Annotated in this window: 20 protein-coding genes; 19 read left to right on the forward strand and 1 reads right to left on the reverse strand. The window is 70.4% G+C overall.

Annotation, left to right across the window (positions count from 1 at the left end; all coding sequences use genetic code 11):
- Positions 1-456 precede the first annotated feature (456 nt).
- From ABD352_RS37375 to ABD352_RS37400, 6 genes are read left to right on the forward strand one after another with little or no spacing between them, the layout of a single operon-like run.
- Positions 457-1,608, forward strand: a complete 1,152-nt coding sequence (locus tag ABD352_RS37375; RefSeq protein ID WP_344617337.1) for an ABC transporter substrate-binding protein — start codon at positions 457-459, stop codon at positions 1,606-1,608.
- Between the two features lie 9 nt (positions 1,609-1,617).
- The gene (locus ABD352_RS37380; RefSeq protein WP_344617284.1) at positions 1,618-2,481 is read left to right on the forward strand and encodes a branched-chain amino acid ABC transporter permease; all 864 of its coding nucleotides are present in this window, start codon (positions 1,618-1,620) and stop codon (positions 2,479-2,481) included.
- A gap of 1 nt (position 2,482) precedes the next feature.
- Positions 2,483-4,324: a branched-chain amino acid ABC transporter ATP-binding protein/permease gene (locus tag ABD352_RS37385; protein WP_344617285.1), complete on the forward strand. Its 1,842-nt coding sequence runs from the start codon at positions 2,483-2,485 to the stop codon at positions 4,322-4,324.
- Positions 4,321-5,067 carry an ABC transporter ATP-binding protein gene (locus tag ABD352_RS37390; RefSeq protein WP_344617286.1) on the forward strand — a complete coding sequence of 249 codons (747 nt, stop codon included), beginning with the start codon at positions 4,321-4,323 and terminating at the stop codon, positions 5,065-5,067. The genes ABD352_RS37385 and ABD352_RS37390 overlap by 4 nt, the downstream gene beginning before the upstream one ends.
- Before the next feature lie 9 nt (positions 5,068-5,076).
- On the forward strand, positions 5,077-6,486 hold the full coding sequence (locus tag ABD352_RS37395; protein WP_344617287.1) for an FAD-dependent oxidoreductase: 1,410 nt from the start codon (positions 5,077-5,079) through the stop codon (positions 6,484-6,486).
- Positions 6,483-7,415 carry a TIGR03619 family F420-dependent LLM class oxidoreductase gene (locus ABD352_RS37400; protein WP_344617288.1) on the forward strand — a complete coding sequence of 311 codons (933 nt, stop codon included), beginning with the start codon at positions 6,483-6,485 and terminating at the stop codon, positions 7,413-7,415. Before ABD352_RS37395 ends, ABD352_RS37400 begins: the two co-directional genes overlap by 4 nt.
- On the opposite strand, the gene ABD352_RS37405 is transcribed toward ABD352_RS37400, so the two are convergent.
- The gene (locus tag ABD352_RS37405) at positions 7,394-7,879 is read right to left on the reverse strand and encodes a nuclear transport factor 2 family protein (protein WP_344617289.1); all 486 of its coding nucleotides are present in this window, start codon (positions 7,877-7,879) and stop codon (positions 7,394-7,396) included. The two genes, ABD352_RS37400 and ABD352_RS37405, sit on opposite strands and share 22 nt — an antisense overlap.
- A 45-nt stretch (positions 7,880-7,924) precedes the next feature.
- Here ABD352_RS37405 and ABD352_RS37410 point away from each other — a divergent pair, with 45 nt between their 5' ends.
- The 13 genes from ABD352_RS37410 (at position 7,925) to ABD352_RS37470 (ending at position 21,481) form a co-directional block, all read left to right on the forward strand.
- A complete protein-coding gene (locus ABD352_RS37410; RefSeq protein WP_344617290.1) occupies positions 7,925-9,787 on the forward strand; it encodes a flavin-containing monooxygenase in 1,863 nt (620 codons plus the stop codon).
- Positions 9,784-10,704, forward strand: a complete 921-nt coding sequence (locus ABD352_RS37415; protein ID WP_344617291.1) for a cyclase family protein — start codon at positions 9,784-9,786, stop codon at positions 10,702-10,704. Before ABD352_RS37410 ends, ABD352_RS37415 begins: the two co-directional genes overlap by 4 nt.
- A 31-nt stretch (positions 10,705-10,735) precedes the next feature.
- Entirely contained in the window at positions 10,736-12,166 is a 1,431-nt protein-coding gene (locus ABD352_RS37420; protein WP_344617292.1) for an aldehyde dehydrogenase family protein, read from the forward strand.
- A 39-nt stretch (positions 12,167-12,205) separates the two neighbouring features.
- The gene (locus ABD352_RS37425) at positions 12,206-13,285 is read left to right on the forward strand and encodes a Zn-dependent alcohol dehydrogenase (protein WP_344617293.1); all 1,080 of its coding nucleotides are present in this window, start codon (positions 12,206-12,208) and stop codon (positions 13,283-13,285) included.
- A complete protein-coding gene (locus ABD352_RS37430; RefSeq protein ID WP_344617294.1) occupies positions 13,282-14,097 on the forward strand; it encodes a mycofactocin-coupled SDR family oxidoreductase in 816 nt (271 codons plus the stop codon). Before ABD352_RS37425 ends, ABD352_RS37430 begins: the two co-directional genes overlap by 4 nt.
- An 82-nt stretch (positions 14,098-14,179) precedes the next feature.
- A complete protein-coding gene (locus ABD352_RS37435) occupies positions 14,180-14,779 on the forward strand; it encodes a TetR/AcrR family transcriptional regulator (RefSeq protein WP_344617295.1) in 600 nt (199 codons plus the stop codon).
- 69 nt (positions 14,780-14,848) lie between these two features.
- Positions 14,849-16,432 carry an AMP-binding protein gene (locus tag ABD352_RS37440; protein WP_344617296.1) on the forward strand — a complete coding sequence of 528 codons (1,584 nt, stop codon included), beginning with the start codon at positions 14,849-14,851 and terminating at the stop codon, positions 16,430-16,432.
- Positions 16,433-16,531: 99 nt separating this feature from the next.
- Positions 16,532-17,716 carry an FAS1-like dehydratase domain-containing protein gene (locus ABD352_RS37445; protein WP_344617297.1) on the forward strand — a complete coding sequence of 395 codons (1,185 nt, stop codon included), beginning with the start codon at positions 16,532-16,534 and terminating at the stop codon, positions 17,714-17,716.
- Positions 17,713-18,984 (forward strand): CaiB/BaiF CoA transferase family protein, encoded by a 1,272-nt coding sequence (locus ABD352_RS37450; protein WP_344617298.1) that lies wholly within the window; start codon positions 17,713-17,715, stop codon positions 18,982-18,984. Before ABD352_RS37445 ends, ABD352_RS37450 begins: the two co-directional genes overlap by 4 nt.
- Positions 18,981-19,418 (forward strand): hotdog family protein, encoded by a 438-nt coding sequence (locus tag ABD352_RS37455; protein WP_344617299.1) that lies wholly within the window; start codon positions 18,981-18,983, stop codon positions 19,416-19,418. The genes ABD352_RS37450 and ABD352_RS37455 overlap by 4 nt, the downstream gene beginning before the upstream one ends.
- Complete coding sequence (locus tag ABD352_RS37460) at positions 19,415-20,566, forward strand: thiolase C-terminal domain-containing protein (protein ID WP_344617300.1); 1,152 nt, start codon at positions 19,415-19,417, stop codon at positions 20,564-20,566. Before ABD352_RS37455 ends, ABD352_RS37460 begins: the two co-directional genes overlap by 4 nt.
- The gene (locus ABD352_RS37465; protein ID WP_344617301.1) at positions 20,563-21,006 is read left to right on the forward strand and encodes a Zn-ribbon domain-containing OB-fold protein; all 444 of its coding nucleotides are present in this window, start codon (positions 20,563-20,565) and stop codon (positions 21,004-21,006) included. Before ABD352_RS37460 ends, ABD352_RS37465 begins: the two co-directional genes overlap by 4 nt.
- The gene (locus ABD352_RS37470) at positions 20,999-21,481 is read left to right on the forward strand and encodes an FAS1-like dehydratase domain-containing protein (protein WP_344617302.1); all 483 of its coding nucleotides are present in this window, start codon (positions 20,999-21,001) and stop codon (positions 21,479-21,481) included. Before ABD352_RS37465 ends, ABD352_RS37470 begins: the two co-directional genes overlap by 8 nt.
- Positions 21,482-21,520 lie beyond the last annotated feature (39 nt).

Raw genomic sequence — 21,520 nt, forward strand, 5'->3', positions numbered from 1 at the left:
GAACTGCGCTCCCAAGCCGGTTGCCGCAGCGGTAGCGGTCGACGCGATCCGCGCAATCAAGCGTCGAACAGCGGCCGAGTCATCGATCGCTCCGCCGCAGCGCCGCATCGAGTACCGGCGGCAGTCCGGGCGAACCGTACTCGCGCCCGTTCATACGGTCACTGTAGGGCCAAGCGAAGGGCGACGTCGCTGCTACAGGGCGCTCTTGACGGCCGAACCGGGCGCCCGGTAGGGTCGCCGAAACTGAGCAAACAAACCACGTGGCGGGCCAACACCCCGGTCCTGCCCGGTGACCTCCTCGACGCTCGGGCCGGCGCCCGGAGCGCATCTTTACTGTGCCGTGGCGCTGCAGCACACCCCCATCGATCAAAGATGATCAAGGAGCACCAGATGTTTCGCACGACGTCGCCTTGGACACGGGCCGGGATCGCTGTCTTAGCGACCGCCGCCGTCACGATGGGCGGTTGCTCGGCAGATTCCGGTGATTCGACCGGCGGTTCGTCCGACAAGACCTTCCGGATTCTCGCCATCATGCCGCTCAGCGGTCAGCTGGCCTCGATCGGCGGCGCCACCCAGACCGCCATGAAGGCCGCCGTGAACGTGATCAACGCCGAGGGTGGGGCGAACGGCAAGCAGATCGAGGTGAAGTACGTCGACGACGCCGGCACCCCCACCCAGGCCGTCAACGTCCTGCAAAAGGAACTCAACTCCGGCACGAAGTACGACTTCGCCTTCCTCGGTTCGACCAGCGGCGAGGCGATCCCCATGGTGCAGGCCGCCAGCCAGCGCAAGCTGCTCAACTGTTCGCAGGCGGCATCCGACGCCCTCAACAAGGGCGCAACGTACCCGTACTTCTTCGGCGCCGCCACCAGTGCCAGCGGCACTGCAGCCGGCGTGGTCAACCAGGTCAAGCAGGAGGGCCGGAAGTCGGTCGCGCTGCTCGTCGCCGACACCGAGCTGGGTGCCTCCGTCAACGACGCGATCAGCGCGGATCTCGGCAAAGAGGGCATCAAGTTCGCGTCGCAGAAGCTGGACCCGACCGCCACTGACGCGACCGCCCAGCTGGAGAAGCTGCGTGCCGGCAACCCCGACGTGCTGCTGCTGGACGCCTACGGCCCATCGGCGGCGGTGATGCTGGCCTCGGTGAAGAAGCTCGGCTGGCAGATTCCAGTGATCGGCACCGCCGACCTCGCCGCCAACGACTTCGCCTCGATCCCACCGGCCTCCTACGAAGGAATCACCGTCAACTCCATCTCGCTGAACGTGACCGGCACGTCGGTCACCACCAGCCCGGAGTTCACCGTCTTCCGGGACGCCATGATCAAGGAGTCCGGCGGCAAGCTGCAGTTCGCCGCCGAGACGTATGCGTCGGCGTACTCGTGTGTCCTGCTGGCCCGGGCCGCCGCCGACATCGCCAAGTCGACCGACCCGGAGAAGATGAGGACCGCTCTGGAAAGCGTCAAGGACGCCAGCCAGGTGAAGGGCTGGTTCGCCTGCCCGAAGATCGGTTTCTCCGAGTCCAACCGCAAGCCGACCTTCGCCCCGACCGACTACGTGGCGGCCAAGCCCGGGCAACGCAAGGACATGCTGCTGCCCTCGGCCAGTTGAGGTAAACCGATGACAATCGTCTGGTCCGGACTGGGCATGGGTGCCCTGTATGCCTTGGTGGCGTTCACCTTCAACGTCCCGCTGGCGGCTTCCGGCGTGTTCAACTTCGCGCAGCCGCAGTACATGATGCTCGGTGGCTTCCTCGCCTACGAAGGCTTCCGGCTGCATCTGCCGGTGATCGTGACCTTCGCGCTGTGCCTGGCCGTCGGCGCGGCCATCGGCCTGGTCGAGGACCGGGTGGCCATCCGCCCCTTCGAACGCAACACGACCAGCCGGGCCGCACTGGTCACCACGGTCGGCTTCGCGGTGGCGATGCAGGGTGTCGCGTACGTGTTCTGGGGCACGACGCCGAAGGTGGTGCCGCTGGCCGGCAGCGGCACCACGCTCGACGTGGCCGGCGGGCGGCTGGGCGCACTGGACCTGACCCTTGTCATCCTGGCGATCGTCGCCTGTCTGGGCTTCGCGGTGCTTTCACAGCGAACTCGGTGGGGCCTGGCGAACCGGGCCGCCACCACCAACCCGGAGGCTGCCCAGCTGCGCGGGATCAACGTCCGCGGCGTACGGTGGCTGTCTTTCGCCATCGCCGGGGGCCTGGCCTGCGGGCTGGGCCCCGTGGTCGCCGCCCAGGTCACCGCGAGCGTCGACCTGGGCAACAACCTGCTCATCCTGGGCTTCGTCGCGCTGGCGATCGGCGGCTTCGGCAGCTACCTCGGCTGCCTGGTCGGCGGCTTCGGCGTGGGACTGATCCAGGCGCTCGGCGCCCGCTACCTCAACGGCGACTGGGCCTTCATCCTGCTGTTCGCCGTGCTGGTCCTGCTGCTGCTGGTGCGTCCGTCGGGACTGTTCGGCACGAAACGATTGCGGGTGATCTGAGATGGCCAACCTTGTCACCACGATCGGCACAGCACTGCAGAGTGGCCACCGCCGGTACGGCTGGGCCGCCGCCGCGCTGGTCGGCGCGCTGCTCATCGTGCTGCCACCGGCCGTGCTGGGCATCTACGGCCAGCGCCAGCTAATCGTGATCGCCGTCTATACCCTGATCGTCAGTGGCCTGAACATCAGCTTCGGCTACGGCGGTGAACTGGCGCTGGGCCAGGTGGCCATGTTTGCCGCCGGAGCGTACGTCTCGGCCGTCCTCGCCGACCACGGACACAAGGACATCCTGCTCGCCCTGGTCGCCTCGGTGGTCGCGGCAGGCGTCATCGGCGTCGTGTCCGGCGTGCCCGGCCTGCGGCTCAGCCACTGGTCACTGGCCCTGACGTCGTTCTTCGTCGTACTGCTCGTGCCGAAGGTGCTCTCCCTGTTCAAGGAACAGACCGGCGGACTGCTGGGAATGTCGACCACCTTCGAGCCGACCATCTTCGGCCGCACGCTGGGTTTCACCGGATTCTTCTGCTTCGCACTCGGCGTGACCGTCGTGTGGATGGCGATCTTCCGCAACCTGATCCTGTCCCGTTTCGGTGACGAACTGCGCGTGCTGCGGGAAAGCCCGCTGCTGGCCTCCTCGCTCGGTCTGTCCGTCTTCCGGGTCCGCATCAGCGCCTACCTGCTGGGCAGCCTTCCCGCCGGTGCGGCCGGCTGCCTGATCGCCTACCTCAACGGATTCGTATCGCCGGATGGGTTTCGCTTCGACCTCGCGGTGGCGCTGCTGGCCGCCGCGGTCGTCGGCGGCTCCGACAGCATCTACGGTGCGATCATCGGCTCCGCGCTGCTGGTCCTGGGCCCGCTGCAGGCCAGCGGCGCCGCCACCTACTCAGTCCTGGTGTACGGGCTGTTCCTGCTCGTCATCGGCGTCGTGTTCTCCGGCGGCATCGCCGGACTGCTACGACTGGGACTGCGGCGCCTGGCCGGCTCCACCAGCACACCGCTGGGCGTCAGCGCGGAGGCAGCCGCCGCTGACTTCTCCGAACACTCGATCCCGGGCGAACGCCTCGAGGTCCGCGGCGTCACCAAGTCCTTCGGCGGCGTCCGCGCCCTCAACGACGTCACGTTGAGCGCGGCACCCGGCCAGGTGACCGCGCTGATCGGGGCGAACGGCGCCGGCAAGACCACCCTGCTCAACGCGATCTCCGGATTCGTCGCCATGGATCAGGGCGAGGTTCAGCTGGGTCAGGAGCGTCTCGACGGGCGGCCCCCGTACCGCATCGCCCGCTCCGGCGTCCGCCGCACCTATCAGACACCGCTCATCCCGCAGTCGATGACCGCGCTGGAAGTGGTGACCTCGGGACGGCTCGGCTCCGCCGGTGCCGGCAAGCTCGCCGCAATCCTGCGCCTGCCGTCATTCTGGCGGGCCCGCCGCGCCGACCTCGACGCCGGCTACGGTGCTCTGGCCTTCGCCGGCCAGGCCACGATCGCCACCACCGACGCGCGCAGCCTGCCGCTGGGTACCCGCCGGTTGCTTGAGGTGGTGCGGGCAATGGCCGGCGAACCTCGCCTCATTCTGCTCGACGAACCCGCCGCCGGCCTGGACGAGGAAGGCCTGGAAGAACTCGGCCGGCTGATCCGCCGGGCCAGCGACGCCGGCGGCACGGTCATCCTCGTCGAGCACAACATCGGTTTCGTCCTCGGCCTCGCCGACCACGTCCACGTGCTCGAGCTGGGCAGGGTGATCGCCTCCGGCACACCCGACCACGTCCGGGCCCACCCGGACGTCATCGCCAGCTATCTGGGCCGCCGCGGCGCGGCCGGCGCCGACACGGAAACGGTGGGGTCATGACGCCGGCACTGGAGATCCGCGGAGTCCGCTTCGGCTACGGCGACCTCACCGCCGTCTGGGACGTGAGCCTGACCGTGCCCAGGGAGACAACCGTCGCGCTCGTCGGCCGAAACGGCGCGGGCAAGACCACCCTGCTGTCCGGCGTCGCCGGTCTGCTGCGCTGCCAGTCCGGCTCGGTGCTGCTGGAGGGCGACGACATCTCGAAACTGCCGGCCCACACCCGGGCCCGCCGCGGGCTGTCCTTCGTCCAGGAAGGCAAACGCATCCTCCGCGAGCTCACCGTACGAGAGAACCTGGTGCTCGGCACGTTCGGCCGGCCGGCGTCCCGCAAGGACGCCAAGGCGCTGATCGACCAGATGTGTACCCGCTTCCCGCCGCTGGCGGAGAAGCTCGAACAACCGGCGGGCGCCCTCAGCGGCGGACAGCAGCAGATGCTGGCGATCGCCCAGGCGCTGGTGAACCGGCCGAGCCTGCTGCTGCTGGACGAACCCGCCTCCGGCCTCGCCCCGGTCGTCGTCGACGAGGTCCTCGCATTGGTCAGCGAACTCAAGCGCGAAGGACTCGCGATCCTGATCGTCAGCGAGGGCGGCGAGGAACTGCTCTCCGGCGTGGCCGACGAGGTGGCGGTCATCGATCAGGGCCATCTCGTGCTCACCGCAGCCGCGCACGAGGTGACGGCCGAGGACATCACCGCCGCGATGGGCATCGGCCCGGACAGCGGTACCGTACCGGTCGCCCGGTAGGGTGCATTCGTGGTAGCTGACTTCGATGTCGCCATCATCGGCTCCGGCATCGCCGGGCTGAGCGCGGCCGTCGCAGCCGCGCAGGCCGGGGCGCAGGTCCTGCTGGCCGAGTCCGAAGCTCGCATCGGCGGCTCGAGCCGGCTCTCGACCGGCATCATGATGGGCGCCGGCACCCGCATGCAGCGAGCCCAAGGCATCACTGACAGTCCGGACGCACTGTTCCAGGACTACATGACCGCCAATCACTGGGACGTCGAGATCGGCGCCGTGCGCAGGCTGGCAGACGAGTGCGGTCCGGCGATCGAGTGGCTGGCCGACGGTGGGCTCGAGTTCCGCCCGGAGATCCTCTTCGCCGGTGGCGAGGCGGTCCCGCGCGGGCACTCACCGGTCGGCGAAGGCGAAGCGATCGTCCGTACCCTCACCGCGATGGCGAAGCGCACCGGCCGGGTCGAGGTGGCACTCGGACGCCGCGTCGACCGGTTGCTGACCGACGGACGGGGCGCCGTGTGCGGCATCGCCGCCGGCGACGACGAACTGACCGCCGCGGCGGTCATCCTGGCTTCCGGCGGCTTCGGCGCCAACGCCAGCCTGCTCGAAGAACATTTCCCGTCCTCGCGGCTGGCAGGGGACTGGTCGTGGTATATCGGCGCCGACAGCGCCCGCGGTGATGGCCTGCACCTCGCCACCCAGGTCGGCGCCCACATCACCGGCCACGATCGCGGCCACTGCGGCCTGCGCACCAACTTCGGCCATGAGGTCGAGGCGTCCTACCTGCCAGGGTGGCTGCTGCTGGTCCTTCCGGACGGCACCCGCTGCTGCAACGAAATGTCGCCCTACGGCATGACGTACCAGATCCTGCGGGCCCGCGGCGGCCGGGCCTTCGCCGTCTTCGACGAGGCCGCGAAGCGGGCGGCGCAGCCGCGCACGTCCGGCAACGCCAAGAAGGTGCGCATCCCCGGCCAGAGCCACGAGGACTGGGTCGAGCCGATGATCGACCTCATGCTCGAGGCCGGCAAGGTGGTCCGCCGCGACACCCTCGCCGAACTGGCCGACGCCATCGCCGTTCCCGTAGCAACGCTGCAGGGTACCGTCGCCACGTACAACGGCGATCTGGCCGCGGGCGGCGACCGGCTGTACCGCAAGGATCCGGCCGTGCTGCGGGAGATCGCCACGGCGCCGTTCTATGCCGTGGAGATGCGCCTGTCGATGCTGTCGCTCACCGCCACCGGGCCGCGCATCGATGCCGGCGCCCGCGTGCTGCGTCCGACCGGCGCCCCCATCGAGGGCCTCTACGCCGCCGGTGAGGTCGTCGGTGGCGTGCTCGGCAAGACGTACCTCGGCAGCGGCAACTCGGTGTCCAACTGCCTGACCTACGGCCGCATCGCCGGCACGGAAGCCGCCGCGGCGGTGACCCGATGACCGGCACCCTGCAGGCCGGCATCATGTTCCCTGGCGACGAGACCGGCTATCTCGAACCGGAGCAGCTCGACGAGTGGCTGCGGGTTGCCGTCGACTGCGGCTACGCCCACATCAGCTTCGGTGACCATGTCCTGGGCGTGGACGCGGCGGCACTGTCCGAGCCGGTCTACCGGGAATGGGCCCGCCGCTGGAGCGGTCCGGCCGGGTCCACCCCGTACACGCACGAGGTTGTCTATCGGGAACCTTTTGTGCTCATGGCCTATCTCGCCGGCCGCTGCGAGCTGGGTTTCGCCACGAACATCATGGTGTTGCCGCAACGGCAGACGGCGCTGGTGGCCAAGCAGGCGGCCGAGGTCGACCTGCTGTGCCGGGGAAAGTTGCGCCTGGGTGTCGGGACCGGCTGGAGCACCATTGAGTACGAGGCCCTGAACGCGCCGTTCGGAGAGCGAGCCGGCCTGCTCGAGGAGCAGATCGAGGTGCTGCGGGCGCTGTGGACCCGCGACGCGGTCAGCTATCACGGCCGGCACCATCAGCTGCAGCACGTTGGCATCCAGGCGCTGCCCCGGCAGCGACCGATACCGATCTGGTTCGGCGGCGAGGCGCCTGCCGTCCTGGAGCGCCTCGGACGCGCCGGCGACGGCTGGTTCCCGCCCGTGCACGTCACCCCCGGCGAACGCGCCGAGCAGTGCCTGCGCCGGGTCCACGCCGCCGCCGCGGCCGCCGGAAGGGACCCGGCGCAGATCGGCATCGAGCCCCGGCTCTACATGGCGAGCATGGACGGTGACGACATGCGCTCGTTCGTGACGGCCTGGCGCGGGCACGGCGCCGGCCACATCTGCGTCGACACCCGCTTCGGGCCGACCCCGGTGCCGCTGCGGGAGCACTGCGACCGGATGCGCCGCGCCGCTCAGGCCCTGCGGCTCTCGTAGTCCGGCGCGGGTTCGGGGCCGGGTTGCAGCACGCTGCGGTCGCCGTTGTCGGCGACCAGGACGAAGGTGCGCTCCGCGATGCGCCAGCCGTCGCCCGTGCGCACCACGACGTCGTCGTAGTAGCCGATGCCCTCGTAGCTGCTGCCCTCGTACGCGCCGGCGCCGACATGCCAGCCACGGACGTTGCTGCGCACGGCGACACCTCGTTCGTTGCGGCTCACCGCCACGTTGCCGATGAGATGCTGGGTGTTGCCGCAGCCGCCGAGGACCGACCACAAGTGGTGCTTGACGGCCGGAAGCGACTGGAGGTGCACGGTGCGGTACCGGGCCACGCAGTCGGCGGTGAACACCGCGCCGAGCAGATCCCAGTCCTTGTCGTCGCATGCGCGGGCGTAGCGGATGAGCAGGTCGGTGATCGCGAGGCGGTCGTCGGCTGTGATCTTTTCGGAGTCCTCGGTCGTCATGGCACCATCTTGCCAACCAAACCGGGCGCCCGGTAGGTTCGTCGCATGGTGATCGCTGCAGAGGAGCTCGAAGGACCGGGCGAGCTGCCTGGGCTGGCCGCCCTCGTGGGCGCCGACGACCTCGACGTCGGCAGCCTGCGCTTGCGGTATGCCGCCGAGCGGGACCGGCGCCTGCGCAAGGACGCCAACGACCAATACGTCGAGGTGACTGCGGAATTCTCCAACTACCGCGAGGACCCCGACGTCGAAGCCGGCTTGACCCGCGCACCGGTCCGGGACCAGATGGAGGCCACCGTGATCGGGGCCGGCTTCTCCGGCCTGCTGGCCGCGGCCCGGCTGCGTGAGGCCGGCCTGCGTGACGTGCGGCTCATCGACAGCGGCGGCGACGTCGGCGGCACCTGGTACTGGAACCGGTACCCCGGCGCGCAGTGCGACATCGACGCCACCGTCTACCTGCCGCTGCTGGAGGAGCTCGGCTACGTACCGCAGGACAAGTACGCCTACGGCCCCGACATTCTCGAGCACGCCCGGCGCATCGCCCGGCACTTCGGGCTGTACGAGCACGCTCTGCTGCAAACCGAGGTCGATGGGCTGCGGTGGGATGCGACCACCCGTTCGTGGTGGATCTCCACCAACCGCGGCGACCGGCTGCAGTCGCGCTTCGTCGTCATCGCCAACGGCGCGCTGAGCAAGCCGAAACTGCCCGCGATCGAAGGCATCAACGAATATCGCGGGTACAGCTTCCACAGCAGCCGCTGGGACTACACCTACACCGGCGGCACCGCTCAGGGCGGCCTGCAACGGCTGGCCGACAAGCGGGTCGGGGTCATCGGCACCGGCGCCACCGCATTGCAGATCGTGCCGCACCTGGCCCGCTCTGCCCAGCAGCTCTATGTCTTCCAACGCACGCCGGCCGTCGTCGGCGTGCGCAACAACCGGCAGACCGACCCGGCCTGGCAGGCCTCGCTCACCCCCGGCTGGCAGCGCCGGCGCATCGAGAACTTCACCGCGATCCTCAGCGGCGCCGACGTCGACGAAGACCTCGTCGCGGACTCCTGGACCGACATCTACCGCAACATCACCGCCCGCGTCGCCCGCCACGCCGCCCGCCGGCTCGGCCGCGACCTGAGCCCGGCGGAGTACGACGCGGTGATCCAGCTCTCCGACATGGTGAAGGGGCACGAGGTCCGCTCCCGGATCGCCCGCACGGTCGACGACCCGCGCACCGCCGAGGCCCTGAAGCCCTGGTACTACCTGTACTGCAAGCGCATCGGCTTCCACGACGAATACCTCGCCGCCTTCAACCGGCCCAACGTCGAGCTCGTCGACACCCATGGCCGCGGCGTGCAGCGCCTGACCGCCGGCGGTGTCGTGGTCGAGGGCCGCGAGTACGAGGTCGACTGCCTGATCTTCGCCACCGGCTTCGAGGTCGGCACCTCGCTCGGCCGGCGCACCGGCTACGACCCGGTGGGCCGCGACGGCGTGCGCCTGACCGAGGCGTGGTCCGCCGGCCCGCGAACCTTGCACGGCATGCACGCCAGGGGCTTCCCGAACCTGTTCATGATGGGCATCGTGCAGAACGCCACCACCATCAACTTCACCCACCTCGCCGACGAGCAGTCCCGCCACCTCGCCTACGTCGTGACCCAGACGCGTGCCGCCGGCGACAGCGCCTGCGTGGAGGCCACCGAGGACGGCGTCGCGGGCTGGCTGGCGGAGATGCGGGCCAAAGCCTCCGGCGCCGCCCGGGTCAAGGACTGCACCCCGAGCTACAGCAACAGCGAAGGCGACCCGGACAACCCGCACAGCCTGGACAACATCCGGTACGGCGGCGGGCCGCTGGTGTTCTTCCGGATGCTCGCCGATTGGCGCGCATCCGGCGTCATGCCGGGTTTGGTCGTCGCGTGACGACCGACGAGGTCAAGCGGCGCTACGAGGCCGTGTCCAACTGGGGCCGGTGGGGAGCCGACGACGCCCGCGGCACCCTGAACCTGATCACTGCCGAGGTGGTCACCCGCGCGGCAACCCTGGTGCGATCCGGCCGTGTCATCGGCTGTGGCCGCATCGACGAGACGCCGTCGGTGATCAACCCGGTCCCCGCCGCTCATCACATGCTCGCGGCCGGTGATCTGCCCGAGGACGGCTGCGGGATCGCCGCCGACTATCTCGGCATCGCGCCCCACGGCGCCAGCACGACCCACATCGACGCGTTCTGCCACATCTACTTCGACGGCCGCATGTACAACGGGCACCCGGCCAGCCTGGTCCGCTCCGACGGGGCCCAGGTCAACTCGATCGCCGCCCTGGCCGACGGCGTCACCACCCGCGGCATCCTGCTCGACCTGCCGGCCGTGGCCGGCGAACCGTTCTGGGATCCGGCCCGCCCGATCACCGCCACCGACCTGGACCGGGCCGCCGAACTCGCCGGTGTTGAACCCGGCCCGGGCGACGCCCTGCTGCTGCGGGTCGGCCGCGAGCCGCGCCGCCGCCTGCACGGCGTCGCCGGTGAACGCACCGCCGACGGCTCCCTCTTCCTGGCCGGACCGGACGCGAGCGCCCTGCCCTGGCTGCACGATCGGGATATCGCCCTGCTGGGCTCCGATGGCGGCAACGACGCGCTGCCCTCACCACACACCCGGGAACGCATGCCGATCCATGTCGGCTGCCTGGTGTTCATGGGCGTGCACCTCATCGACAACATGCACCTGGAGGACCTCCACGCCGCGTGCACGGCGGCGGGCCGCTTCGAGTTTTTGTTCACCGTCAGCCCGCTGCCCTTCGCCCGGGCGACCGGATCCCCGGTCAATCCCATCGCGGTGCTGTAACCGCCAACCACACCAGCAGAGGACGAGGCGGATGAGCTACGACAAGTTCTTCATCGGCGGCGAATGGGTCGAGCCGGCCGGCGATGAGGTCGAGGACATCACCAACCCGGCCACCGAAGAGGTGGTCGCCCGCATCCCGGCCGCGACCGTCAAGGACGCCGAACGCGCGCTGCTCGCCGCCCGGCAGGCCTTCGACGAAGGACCGTGGCCGCACCTGTCCGCCGCCCGCCGCGCCGACGGCGTGCGACGCCTCGCCGCCGCCTTCGACAGCCGGATCGAGGCCATGACCCAGGCCTACACGGCGGAGTCCGGCGCGCCGATCGGGGCCAGCCGCGCCATGCACGAACGGGTGGCCGGCTACTGGACCCGCGCCGCCGACCTGGCGACGTACTTCTCCTTCGAGGAGCTGCGCGGCTGGCCGAACGGCGACGGACGGGCCCGCCGGATCCTCGCACCGGCCGGTGTCGGCGTCGGCATCCAGCCGTTCAACGGACCGGTCTCCACCGCCGCCCAGAAGGCCGGGGCGGCTCTGGTGGCCGGATGCACCATGGTGCTCAAGCCGGCGATCGAGAACCCGACCACGATGATGCTGCTCGCCGAGGCGGTCGCGGAGGCCAACCTGCCACCGGGTGTGCTCAACATCGTGCCGGGCCGTGCCGAGGTCGGCGCGTACCTGGCCGGCTCGCCGCTCACGGACAAGGTCAGCTTCACCGGCAGTACGGCCGCCGGAACCGCCATCATGCAGGCTTGTGCCCCGAACATCACCAGGATGGCCCTCGAGCTGGGCGGCAAGTCCGCGGCCCTGGTCACCGAAGACGTCGACCTCGAAGCGATCGCGGCGCCGCTGATGTGGGGCGCGATCCGCAGTTGCGGGCAGATCTGCTACGCCACGACGCGGGTCCTGGTCGCCCGGCCGCAGTACGAGGAGATGGTGCAACGGCTCGCCGACGCGATGCGCCAGGTCCGCATCGGCGATCCGCTCGACCCGGCCACCGAGCTCGGACCGCTGATCAGCAGCCGGCAGCGGGACCGGGTCCAGGCCATCGTCGACGGTGCGGTCGCCGAGGGCGTGCGGCTGGTGACCGGCGGTCGGCGCCCTGCCACGCAGACGCGCGGCTGGTACTTCGAACCCACGCTGTTCGCGGCCGAGTCGAACGCCGTCTCGGTCGCGCAGCAGGAGATCTTCGGGCCGGTGCTGACCGTGGTGCCCTATGGCGGGATCGACGAGGCGGTCGCCCTGGCCAACGACTCCGACTACGGCCTCGGTGGTGCCGTCTTCTGCCGCGACGTCGACCGGGCGGTCGCCATCGCCCGGCGCATCCGCAGCGGGCACGTCTACATCAACACAACCGGCGCATTCACCGGACAGCCGTTCGGCGGGTTCAAGAAGTCCGGCTTCGACCGTGAGGGCGGCCCCGAAGGGCTGCTGTCCTGGCTCGAACCCCAGATGATTTTCAGTTGAGAGCTTCAGTTGAGAGCTCAGTTGAGAGCGAGGACGCTCATGCGAGCGGTAGTCATGCGCGGCGCCCGCGACATCGAGATCACCGAGGTCGCGATCGCCGACCCCGGCCCTCACGAGGTGCGGGTCCGCACCGTCGCCGCCGGCATCTGCGCCACCGACCACGGCGTCTACACCGGCCGCCAGACCCGGCCGTTGCCGCAGGTGATGGGGCACGAGTCGGCCGGCGTCGTCACGGCCGTCGGTCGCGACGTCACCGAGGTCGAGGTCGGTCAGCACGTGGTCACGTGCATGTCGGTGTTCTGCGGCCACTGCGAGTACTGCCTCACCGGCCGCCCGGCCCTGTGCCTCAAGGCCGGGGTGACCCGCGGCGCCGACGAGCCACCCCGCCTGCGCGTCGGCGACGCCCCGCTGCACCAGATGTCGGGCATCGCCTCCTGGGCGGAGGAACTGCTCGTGCACGAACACGCGGTCGTCGCGGTCGACCCCCGGCTGCCACTGGAGTACGGGGCGCTGATGGGCTGCGGCATCACCACCGGCCTTGGCGCGGTGTTTCACGCGGCCAGGGTCACCCCGGGCAGTTCGGTGGCGGTGGCGGGCTGCGGGGGCGTGGGGATGAGCATCGTGCAGGGCGCACGGATCGCCGGCGCGACGCAGATCATCGCCATCGACACCGACGACGCGAAGCTGAAGCTCGCCCGCACCCTCGGGGCCACCCACACGCTCAACCCGACCGGCACCGACGACGTCGTCGCCGCGGTGACGGACCTGTCGCGCGGCGGTGTCGAGTTCTCCTTCGAGGCGATCGGCAACGCCCGTACCGCGCAGCAGAGCTTCCTGATGCTGCGGCCCGGTGGCCTCACCACGCTGGTGGGCGTCCAGCGGGGGAACACCCTGGAGCTGCCGGGCGGGCACTTCGCCTGGGACCGCCGCATCCAGGGCACCTACATGGGCTCCAACCGGTTCCGCCTCGACATCCCGCGATTCGTGGATCTCTACTTCGACGGCCGGCTCAAGCTCGACGATTTCGTGTCCGAGCGCATCGGCCTCGATCAGATTCCTGATGCGCTCGACGCGTTCGGTACGACCGGTGCCGTGCGAACGGTCGTCGAGTTCCCGTGACGCGCCGCGGACGGGTCGCCGGCAAGGTTGTCCTGGTCACCGGCGCCGGCCGCGGTCAGGGCCGGATGCACTGCCTGCGGCTGGCCGAGGAGGGCGCCGACCTCATCGCCGTCGACCTGGGCCGGAGTCCGGCCGACGCCGGCTACGCCATGGCGGGCGATGCCGATCTGCAGGAGACCGTGCGGCTTGCCCGTGCGCGCGGAGCGCGGGTGGTGTGGCACGCCGCGGACATCCGTGATCGCGCCGCGATGTTCGCCGGCGTCGGCGCCGCCGTGGCCGAACTGGGCCGGCTGGACGCGGTTGTTGCCAACGCCAGCATCGGCTCGCAGCAGCGGTTCGAGGATCTGACCGAGCCGACCTGGAACGCGGTCATCAGCACCAACCTGACGGGTAGCTGGAACACGATTTCGGCGGCGCTGCCACACCTGCTGACGGCCGGGGGCGGCTCGGTGGTCTGCATCGGCTCGACCGGCGCGGTCAAGGGACTGCCGTTCCTGGCCCCGTATGTGGCCTCCAAGCACGCCGTGGTCGGGCTGGCCAAGAGCGTCGCCAACGAGTTCGCCACGCGCGGTATCCGCGTCAATGTCGTCCATCCGACCGGCGTCAACACGCCGATGGTCGAGCACCTCGACAGTCTTCCCGCGCTCATCGAGGCCCGGCCGGAGACCGGCGCGATCTTCGCCAATGCGCTGCCAGTGGCCCGCATCGACCCGGAGGACGTGGCGCACGCGGTGGTGTATCTCGTCTCCGACGAGTCCCGCTACGTCACCGGATGCGAGCTGCGGGTCGACGCCGGCAACGCCCTGCGCTGAACTCGACTGTTCGGTGTGGCACGATTTTTGGTGAGTCCCGGCAATCCTGCTGGCGGCGAAGGCATTCGGAGGACGGCACACGATGAGCGACCAGGCCACGCACGATCGCGGCGCCACCGCCCAACGCATCCTGGTCGACGCTGCCGCGCTGTTCAGGCGCCTGGGCTATGAGCGGACCACGACCCGTGAGATCAGTGAGGCACTCGGGATCAGGAAGGCCTCGCTGTACCACCACGTCTCGAGCAAGGAAGACCTGCTGTACGAGATCTGCCTGGCCGCGCTGCGAGACGTCGAGGTCGGCGCCCAGGAGGCGGTCGCGGCGGCCGGCGACGATCCGCAGGATCGGCTGCGCGCCATGGTGCACGGCCACACCCTGGCCATGCTGGCGAACGTCAACTTCAGTCACACCATGCTCACCGACATGCGTTCGCTGTCGGGGGAGCGGCTGCAGCAGGTGGTGGCCCTGCGCGACCGCTACGAGACGTGGGCCGAGGGCCTGATCGCCGCCGGGCAGAAGGCCGGGGTGGTCAAGTCGAAGCACTCGGCCAAGCAGCTGACGCTCGGGCTGTTCAACATGTTGAACTGGACGATGTTCTGGTATCGCGCCGACGGCGATCTCACCCCGGACGAGGTTGCCGAGCTGCTGGGCGGCATCTACTTCGACGGCGTCTTCACCGGCTGAGCGCTGCCCGCGAGCGGGCCGGGATGACGGCCATTGTCGCCGAACCGGGCGCCCGGTAGGCTGCGGCTCGTGACGAGCTCTCAACCGCTGCCGCTGGACCGGCTCTCCTTCGAGCCGCTCACGCCCCTGGCGTTCCTGGACCGCGCAGCCGCCGCCCACGGCGAGCGGATCGGCGTCATCGATCAAGGTCGCACGTGGACCTATCGCGAAGTTCGTGACCGGGCCGGCCGGATGGCGGCGCTGGTGCACGCCCGGGCCGCCGGGGCTCCGGTCGCCGTCCTGGCGCCCAACGACCACATCCACCTTGAGGCGCACTACGGCGTCCCCCTCGCCGGCGTGCCGCTGGTGGCCGTCAACACCCGCCTCTCCGCCACCGAGGTCGCGTACATCCTCGAGCACGCCGAGGTGCGCCTTGCCCTCTGCCACCCCTCGTTGCGCGCGGTGCTGGACGACGCCATCGCCCGCTGCGGACGGCGCATCGAGGTCGTCTCCACGGGCGACGGCTACGACGAGCTGCTCGCCGCGTACGAGCCGGAGGATCACCGCACCACCGACGAGCGCGCGGTGCTGTCGATCAACTACACCTCCGGTACCACGGGGCGGCCCCGCGGTGTGATGTACCACCACCGCGGCGCCTATCTGCAGGCGCTGGCCATGGTCGGGCACACCGGGCTCGCGCCGTCGACGGTTCACCTCTGGACCCTGCCGATGTTCCACTGCAACGGCTGGTGCTTCCCGTGGGCGGTGACCGCGGCCGCCGGCACCCATGTGTGCCTGCCGAAGGTGGAGCCAGCGGAGGTTTGGCGGCTGATCCGCGACACCGGCGTCACCCACCTCAACGGTTCGCCGACCGTGCTGTCGATGCTCGCCTACGCACCCGAGTCGGAGGGCGGTGTACCGGCCGGGACCCGGATCAGGGTCGCGACCGGAGGGTCGCCGCCGTCGCCCGCCATCCTGCGCCGGATGGCCGAACTCGGCTTCGATCTCACCCACCTGTACGGGTTGACCGAGACGTTCGGCCCGGCGGTCGTCTGCGACTGGCGCCCGGAGTGGGACCGCCTCGGCGGCGATGAACAGGCCCGGCTCAAGGCCCGGCAGGGGGTCGGCAACATGGTCTCCTGCCCGGTCCGGGTGATCGACGCGGACGGCCGGGACGTCCCCGAAGACGGCCGGACCGTCGGGGAGATCTCGTTGCGTGGCAACAACGTGATGCTCGGCTACCTGAAGGACCCGGACGCCACCCGGGTCGCCGCGCCCGACGGCTGGTTCCGCACCGGTGATCTCGGCGTCCGCCACCCCGACGGCTACGTCGAACTGCGCGATCGCAGCAAGGACGTCATCATCTCCGGCGGCGAGAACATCACCAGCGTCGAGGTCGAACAGGTGCTCGGCGATCATCCCGCCGTACTGGAGGCCGCCGTGGTCGCGGGGCCTGACGAACGCTGGGGTGAGGTACCCATCGCCTTCGTCAGCCTCAAGCCCGGCTGCTCGGCCACCGAGGACGAGCTGATCGGGTTCGTGAAGGCCCGCATCGCCCGCTTCAAGGCGCCCCGCCGGGTGGTCTTCGCCGAGATGCCGCGGACCTCGACCGGGAAGATCCAGAAGTTCCGCCTGCGCGAGCAGGTGTGGGACGGTCACGAACGGCGGATCTGAGCCTCGAGCGGCACGCGGCGCGTCTGGGGGCGGTCGTGCATTGACCCCCAACCGGGCGCCCGGTAGGGTGATTTTCGAGTGTGGTGCAGAGGAGAGTGAGTGAGCGTGACCAGCGAGGTGTTCAGCTCCATCGACGTCATCACCGACGAGGAAATCGAACGGGTGCGTCAGATGATCGGCGTGCCGCTGCGCATCAAGCAGTTCAACGCCGAGGCCACCCTGGACACCATCCGGCACTTCGCCGAAGGCGCGGGCGACGAGAACCCGCTCTGGGTGGATGAGGCGTACGCGGCCGACGGCCCCCACGGCGGGATTGTCGGTGCGCCGACGTTCCCGTACAGCATCTTCGCCGCGGGTGTATCGCCCGGCTTCCCCGGCCTGCAGGTGTTCTTCGGCACCGGCACCTGGGACCTGCGGCGACCGATCCACCGCGGCGAGCGGGTCGAAGCCTCCTCGATGCTCACCGACATGTACGAGAAGTCCGGGCGCACCGTGGACCGCATGGTGGTGCAGGTGTCCGACACGACGTACCGCGTCGGCGGCGAGATCGCCGCCGTCTACACCTCCAAGGCCCTGCGCGTGCCCCGGGCCACCACCGGGCAAGGGCTCAAGTACGTGGCCCGCGAGAGTTACCGGTACTCCGCCGAGGAGTTCGACGAGATCGAACGGCTCACCCTCGGCCGGACTCGCCGCGGCGCCGAGCGCCGGCTCTTCGCCGAGGTGAACGTGGGCGATCAGATCCCGGTGCTGGCCAAGGGCCCGCTCGACCTGACCACCATCATCGCCTTCTACGCCGGCGCCCTGCCGTTCGGCTACGCCCCCTGCGACACCCAGTGGCGCAACCGCCACCTCGCCCGCAACGCCCCCGACCGGCTGCCCAACGCCCGCGACGCGGGCTGGATCGCCGAGACCACGTGGCCCGGCATGGGGCACTACAAGAGCGAGGTCGCCCAGGCCGTCGGCATGCCCGGCGTCTACGACAACGGCTGGATGCGCACCAGCTGGATGAGCCAGGCCGTCACCGACTGGATGGGCGACCACGCCTTCCTGGACACCTTCGAGGCCAAGCTCATCCGCCCGAACCTCATGCACGACACGACCTTCTTCCGCGGCGAGGTGACCGGCAAGGAGCCCATCGGCGGCCGCGGTCTCGTGCACCTCACGCTCACCGGCACCAACCAGCTCGGCGACACCACGTGCACCGGCACCGCGACCGTCGCCCTGCCGCTGCACGACCACGACACCCCGGCCCTCGGCCGCGCGCACACGGCGGAGGACCGATGAGCGGACCTCTCGCCGGCTACCGGGTCCTCTCCCTCGAGCACTATCTCGCCGGCAATCACGGCACGTGGCTGATGTCGATGTTCGGCGCCGAGGTCATCAAGGTCGAACGGCCCGGCCACGGCGACACCCTGCGCGGCGTCGGACCCTTCGTCGAATCACCGGCCGGCCGGCGCAGCGCCGGTGAACTGCGCGTCATGGGCAACAAATCCAGCATCGCCCTGGACATCACCACGCAGGCCGGCCGGGACGTGCTGTTCGAACTGGTCGCCAAGAGCGACGTCGTCTGGGCCAACCAGAAACCCAGCTCGCTGGAGCGGCTGGGCATCGACTTCGACTCGCTGCGCCGGCACAACCCCGACATCGTCTACGCAACGCTGTCCGGGTTCGGTCACGGTGACGTGGTGGACGCCGGCCCGCTGACCAACCTGCGCGCCTTCGACATCATCGCCCAGGGCCTCGCCGGACTGCAGTTCCGGGCCGGATCTTCCGACGGCGGGCCCGGCTACAACGGCCTCGCGCTCGGCGACGAGGTCACCAGCACCCTCACGGTCCTCGGCGTCGCCCTGGCGCTGCTGCGCCGGGAACGCACCGGCGGCGGGGCCCAGCGGGTGGACGTGGCCATGCACGACTCGATGGTCTTCCTCAACGAACTCGCCCTCGGCATGCTCTCCGTCCTCGGCCGCACCCCGCCGCGCGGACGCTCGGGCACCAGCGCACCCTATGGTGCCTTTCCCACCGCCGACGGCTGGGTCAACATCGCCATCGGCGGCGATCCGGTATGGCGGCGATTCTGCACCGCGATCGGGCAGCCCGACCTGATCAGCGACGCCCGGTTCGCCACCTCCGCCGGCCGGGTCAGCCACTTCGACCTGGTCGAGTCCGTCGTCAAGGAATGGACCACCGCCCGCACCACCGATCAGGTCGTCGCGACGCTCTCGCCCTGCGAAGTGCCCTGCGGCGCGGTCCTGGACATCCCCGGCGTCCTCGCCAGCGACCAAGTCGCGGCGCGGCAGATGCTCAGCACCATCGACGACCCGATCGCCGGCAAGGTTCAGGTGGTCGGCAACCCGATCAAGATGAACGACCTGACCGACGGGCACATCGCCGCACCGCATGCGGCCGGGGCGGACACCGAAACGATCCTGCGCGACCTGCTCGGCAAGACCGCCGCCGACGTCGACGCCCTCGTGCAGGCCGGCGCGGTGGCGCTGCCCACCGATCGCACCGGCGAGGCCGACGCGGGCGCGGAGCAAGGACCGGCCTCGTGACCGCCGGCGACGCAGTGGTGCTCACCGCGCCGGGCGACACCCTGTGTCACAGCAGCATCGTGGCCGACCAGGTCGACCTGTTCCTGTTCAGCGCGGCCTGCTGGCTGCCGCACCGCATTCACTTCGACCGCGGATTCGCCCTGTCCGAGGGACTGCCCGACACCCCCGTCCACGGCCCGCTGCAGGCCGCCTGGCTCTGCCAGCTCGCCGAGGAGTGGGCGATGCAGCACGGGGGACACCTGGTCGCCTCCAGCGTGCGCCACCTCGCCTCGGTCTTTCCCGGCGACCCGCTGATGGCCGGCGTCGCCGCGACCGCGGTCACCGACCACGCCACATTCTTGCTCATCGACGTTGAGCTCAGCCTCGACCGCCGCGGCGAGGTGGTCACGCGCGGCACCGGGCAGATCCGCCTGCCCCGGATCGGCCCTGCGTGAACGGCACCGGAACCTTCGTCGCCGGCGTCGGCCGCACGGACTTCTCCAGGCGCAGCGGCCGATCCGTCGCCGCGTTGGGGGCCGCCGCCGCCGTCGCCGCGCTGCGGGACTCGGGTCTGGCGGCCCACGACGTCGACGCGGTCATCCCGGTCGGCGGCTCGCTGTTCACCGAGGACCTCATGGCCGCGCTGGGCCTGCGCGACGACGTCCTCGACGCCTACGCCCCGCCGGGCGGCAACGCCGGCATCGCCTCGATCGGCCTGGCCGACGTCATGCTGCGCTCCGGCACCGCCGAGGTGGTCCTCATCGTCCTGGCCCGCAACGGACGATCCGGCTCGCGCATCGCCCGACGCGTCGGCCTCCTGCCCGGCCAGCAGTTCCGGGAGGCCCTCGAGCAACCGCACGGATGGGTCGCGCCGGCCCAGTGGTATGCCATGATCGCCCGCCGGCATCTGGAGCTGCACGGCACACCCGTGGCCGCCCTGGCGGAGGTCGCGCTCACGATGCGCGCCCACGCACAGCTCAACCGCGGGGCGCAGATGTACGGACGGCCGATCACGCGCGCCGACTACGACGCCTCCCCGTACGTCACCGAACCGTACCGGTTGCTGGACTGCTGCCTGGAAACCGACGGCGCCGTCGCCGTCATCCTGACCAGCAGGGACCGCGGCGGCCACGGCGCCCGCGACATCCCCTTGCTGGCCTGCCGGACCGCCCGCCCGGAAAGCGCCGACGACCTCACCAACCGACGGGACTGGATGCGGATCGGGCTCACCCTCGCCGCCCCCGCCGCCTTCGAGGCAGCCGGGCTGGGCCCCGAAGACGTCGACGCCGCGATGATCTACGACTGCTTCACCTTCGAAGTGCTCCACCAACTGGAGGAAGCCGGATTCTGCGCGCGAGGCGGCGCGGCCGAGTTCGTGCTGTCCGGCCGGATCCGCCTCGGCGGCCAACTTCCGGTCAACACCCACGGTGGCCTGCTGTCCGAGGGCCACCTGCTCGGCCTCGGTCACGTCGCCGAGTCCGTCCGCCAGCTGCGCGCCGAGGCCGATCGCCGCCAGGTCGACGGCGCCCGAGTGGTGGCGGTGACCGGCTGGGGCGACTGGGGCGACGGGTCGCTGGCCCTGTTCGGAAGGCGTGAGCGATGAGCCGGACCACGGTGGAACGCATCCTGGTGACCGCGCCCGAACTGGAGCCCTACCTGAGCGCGGCACGCGAGGGCCGCTTCGTGCTGCCCCGCTGCCGCAACTGCACCCACCGGCAATGGCCGCCCCGGCCCCGCTGCCGGACCTGTCACCTCGACACCTTCGACACCGTCGAAGTCCGCCTCACGGGTCGCCTGTACTCCTGGACGACCACCCACCGCGCGCCGACCCCCACGCTCGCCACCGCCACCCCGTACACGGTCGTCGTCGTGACACTTGACCAACCGGACCAGCCGGCCGACGACCCGGACGACATTCGCCTCGTGGGCCGCTGGGAGCCGGGCGAACCGGCGCCGCGCCTCGCCCTGAACGACCCGCTCGCCGGCCGGGTGTCCATCGACGACGACGGCCTGCCCGTTCTCACGTGGAGACATCGTGACTGACCCCTGGCCAGGCCTTGACCAACCGCCCGAATGGCAGCTTCCAGCCGCCGTCACCGTCGAGGTCACCCGGGAGGCCGTGCATCGCTTCGCCATCGCGACGGGCGCCCTGTCGCCGCTGCATCACGACGTCGCCGAGGCCCGCGCCGCCGGGCACCCCGATCTGCTGGCACCGCGATACTTCTTCGTCTCGCTCGGCCTGGCGATGGACCAGGACCGTCCCCGCGCCGAGCTCAGCCAGGGCGGCATCGCACTGAGCGACCCACTGGCCCGGCACCGCGTCGTCGCGGGCGAGACATCGGTGCAGTGGAACGGCGACATCCACGCCGGCGACCGGATCGTCATCACCCGCACCTTCATCGAACAACTGCACAAGGAAGCGCGCAGCGGCCCGTTCGATCTCTACCGCTTCGTGCGCACCTACGCCAAAGGCGATGAGGTTCTGGTCCGCGAGCACTACGCTCGGATCGCGCGATGAGCCCGACCGGCAACCGCGTGATGGCCTTCGACGCGGCAT

Source organism: Dactylosporangium salmoneum (assembly GCF_039532525.1).
Lineage (GTDB): Bacteria > Actinomycetota > Actinomycetes > Mycobacteriales > Micromonosporaceae > Dactylosporangium > Dactylosporangium salmoneum.

What these genes read in the sequence shown, in the direction of transcription:
- ABD352_RS37375 (WP_344617337.1), top strand. Translation starts at nt 457, where the DNA reads ATGGGCGGTTGCTCGGCAGATTCCGGTGATTCGACCGGCGGTTCGTCC.
- ABD352_RS37380 (WP_344617284.1), top strand. Translation starts at nt 1,618, where the DNA reads ATGACAATCGTCTGGTCCGGACTGGGCATGGGTGCCCTGTATGCCTTG.
- ABD352_RS37385 (WP_344617285.1), top strand. Translation starts at nt 2,483, where the DNA reads ATGGCCAACCTTGTCACCACGATCGGCACAGCACTGCAGAGTGGCCAC.
- ABD352_RS37390 (WP_344617286.1), top strand. Translation starts at nt 4,321, where the DNA reads ATGACGCCGGCACTGGAGATCCGCGGAGTCCGCTTCGGCTACGGCGAC.
- ABD352_RS37400 (WP_344617288.1), top strand. Translation starts at nt 6,483, where the DNA reads ATGACCGGCACCCTGCAGGCCGGCATCATGTTCCCTGGCGACGAGACC.
- ABD352_RS37405 (WP_344617289.1), bottom strand. Translation starts at nt 7,879, where the DNA reads ATGACGACCGAGGACTCCGAAAAGATCACAGCCGACGACCGCCTCGCG.
- ABD352_RS37410 (WP_344617290.1), top strand. Translation starts at nt 7,925, where the DNA reads ATGGTGATCGCTGCAGAGGAGCTCGAAGGACCGGGCGAGCTGCCTGGG.
- ABD352_RS37420 (WP_344617292.1), top strand. Translation starts at nt 10,736, where the DNA reads ATGAGCTACGACAAGTTCTTCATCGGCGGCGAATGGGTCGAGCCGGCC.
- ABD352_RS37425 (WP_344617293.1), top strand. Translation starts at nt 12,206, where the DNA reads ATGCGAGCGGTAGTCATGCGCGGCGCCCGCGACATCGAGATCACCGAG.
- ABD352_RS37435 (WP_344617295.1), top strand. Translation starts at nt 14,180, where the DNA reads ATGAGCGACCAGGCCACGCACGATCGCGGCGCCACCGCCCAACGCATC.
- ABD352_RS37450 (WP_344617298.1), top strand. Translation starts at nt 17,713, where the DNA reads ATGAGCGGACCTCTCGCCGGCTACCGGGTCCTCTCCCTCGAGCACTAT.
- ABD352_RS37465 (WP_344617301.1), top strand. Translation starts at nt 20,563, where the DNA reads ATGAGCCGGACCACGGTGGAACGCATCCTGGTGACCGCGCCCGAACTG.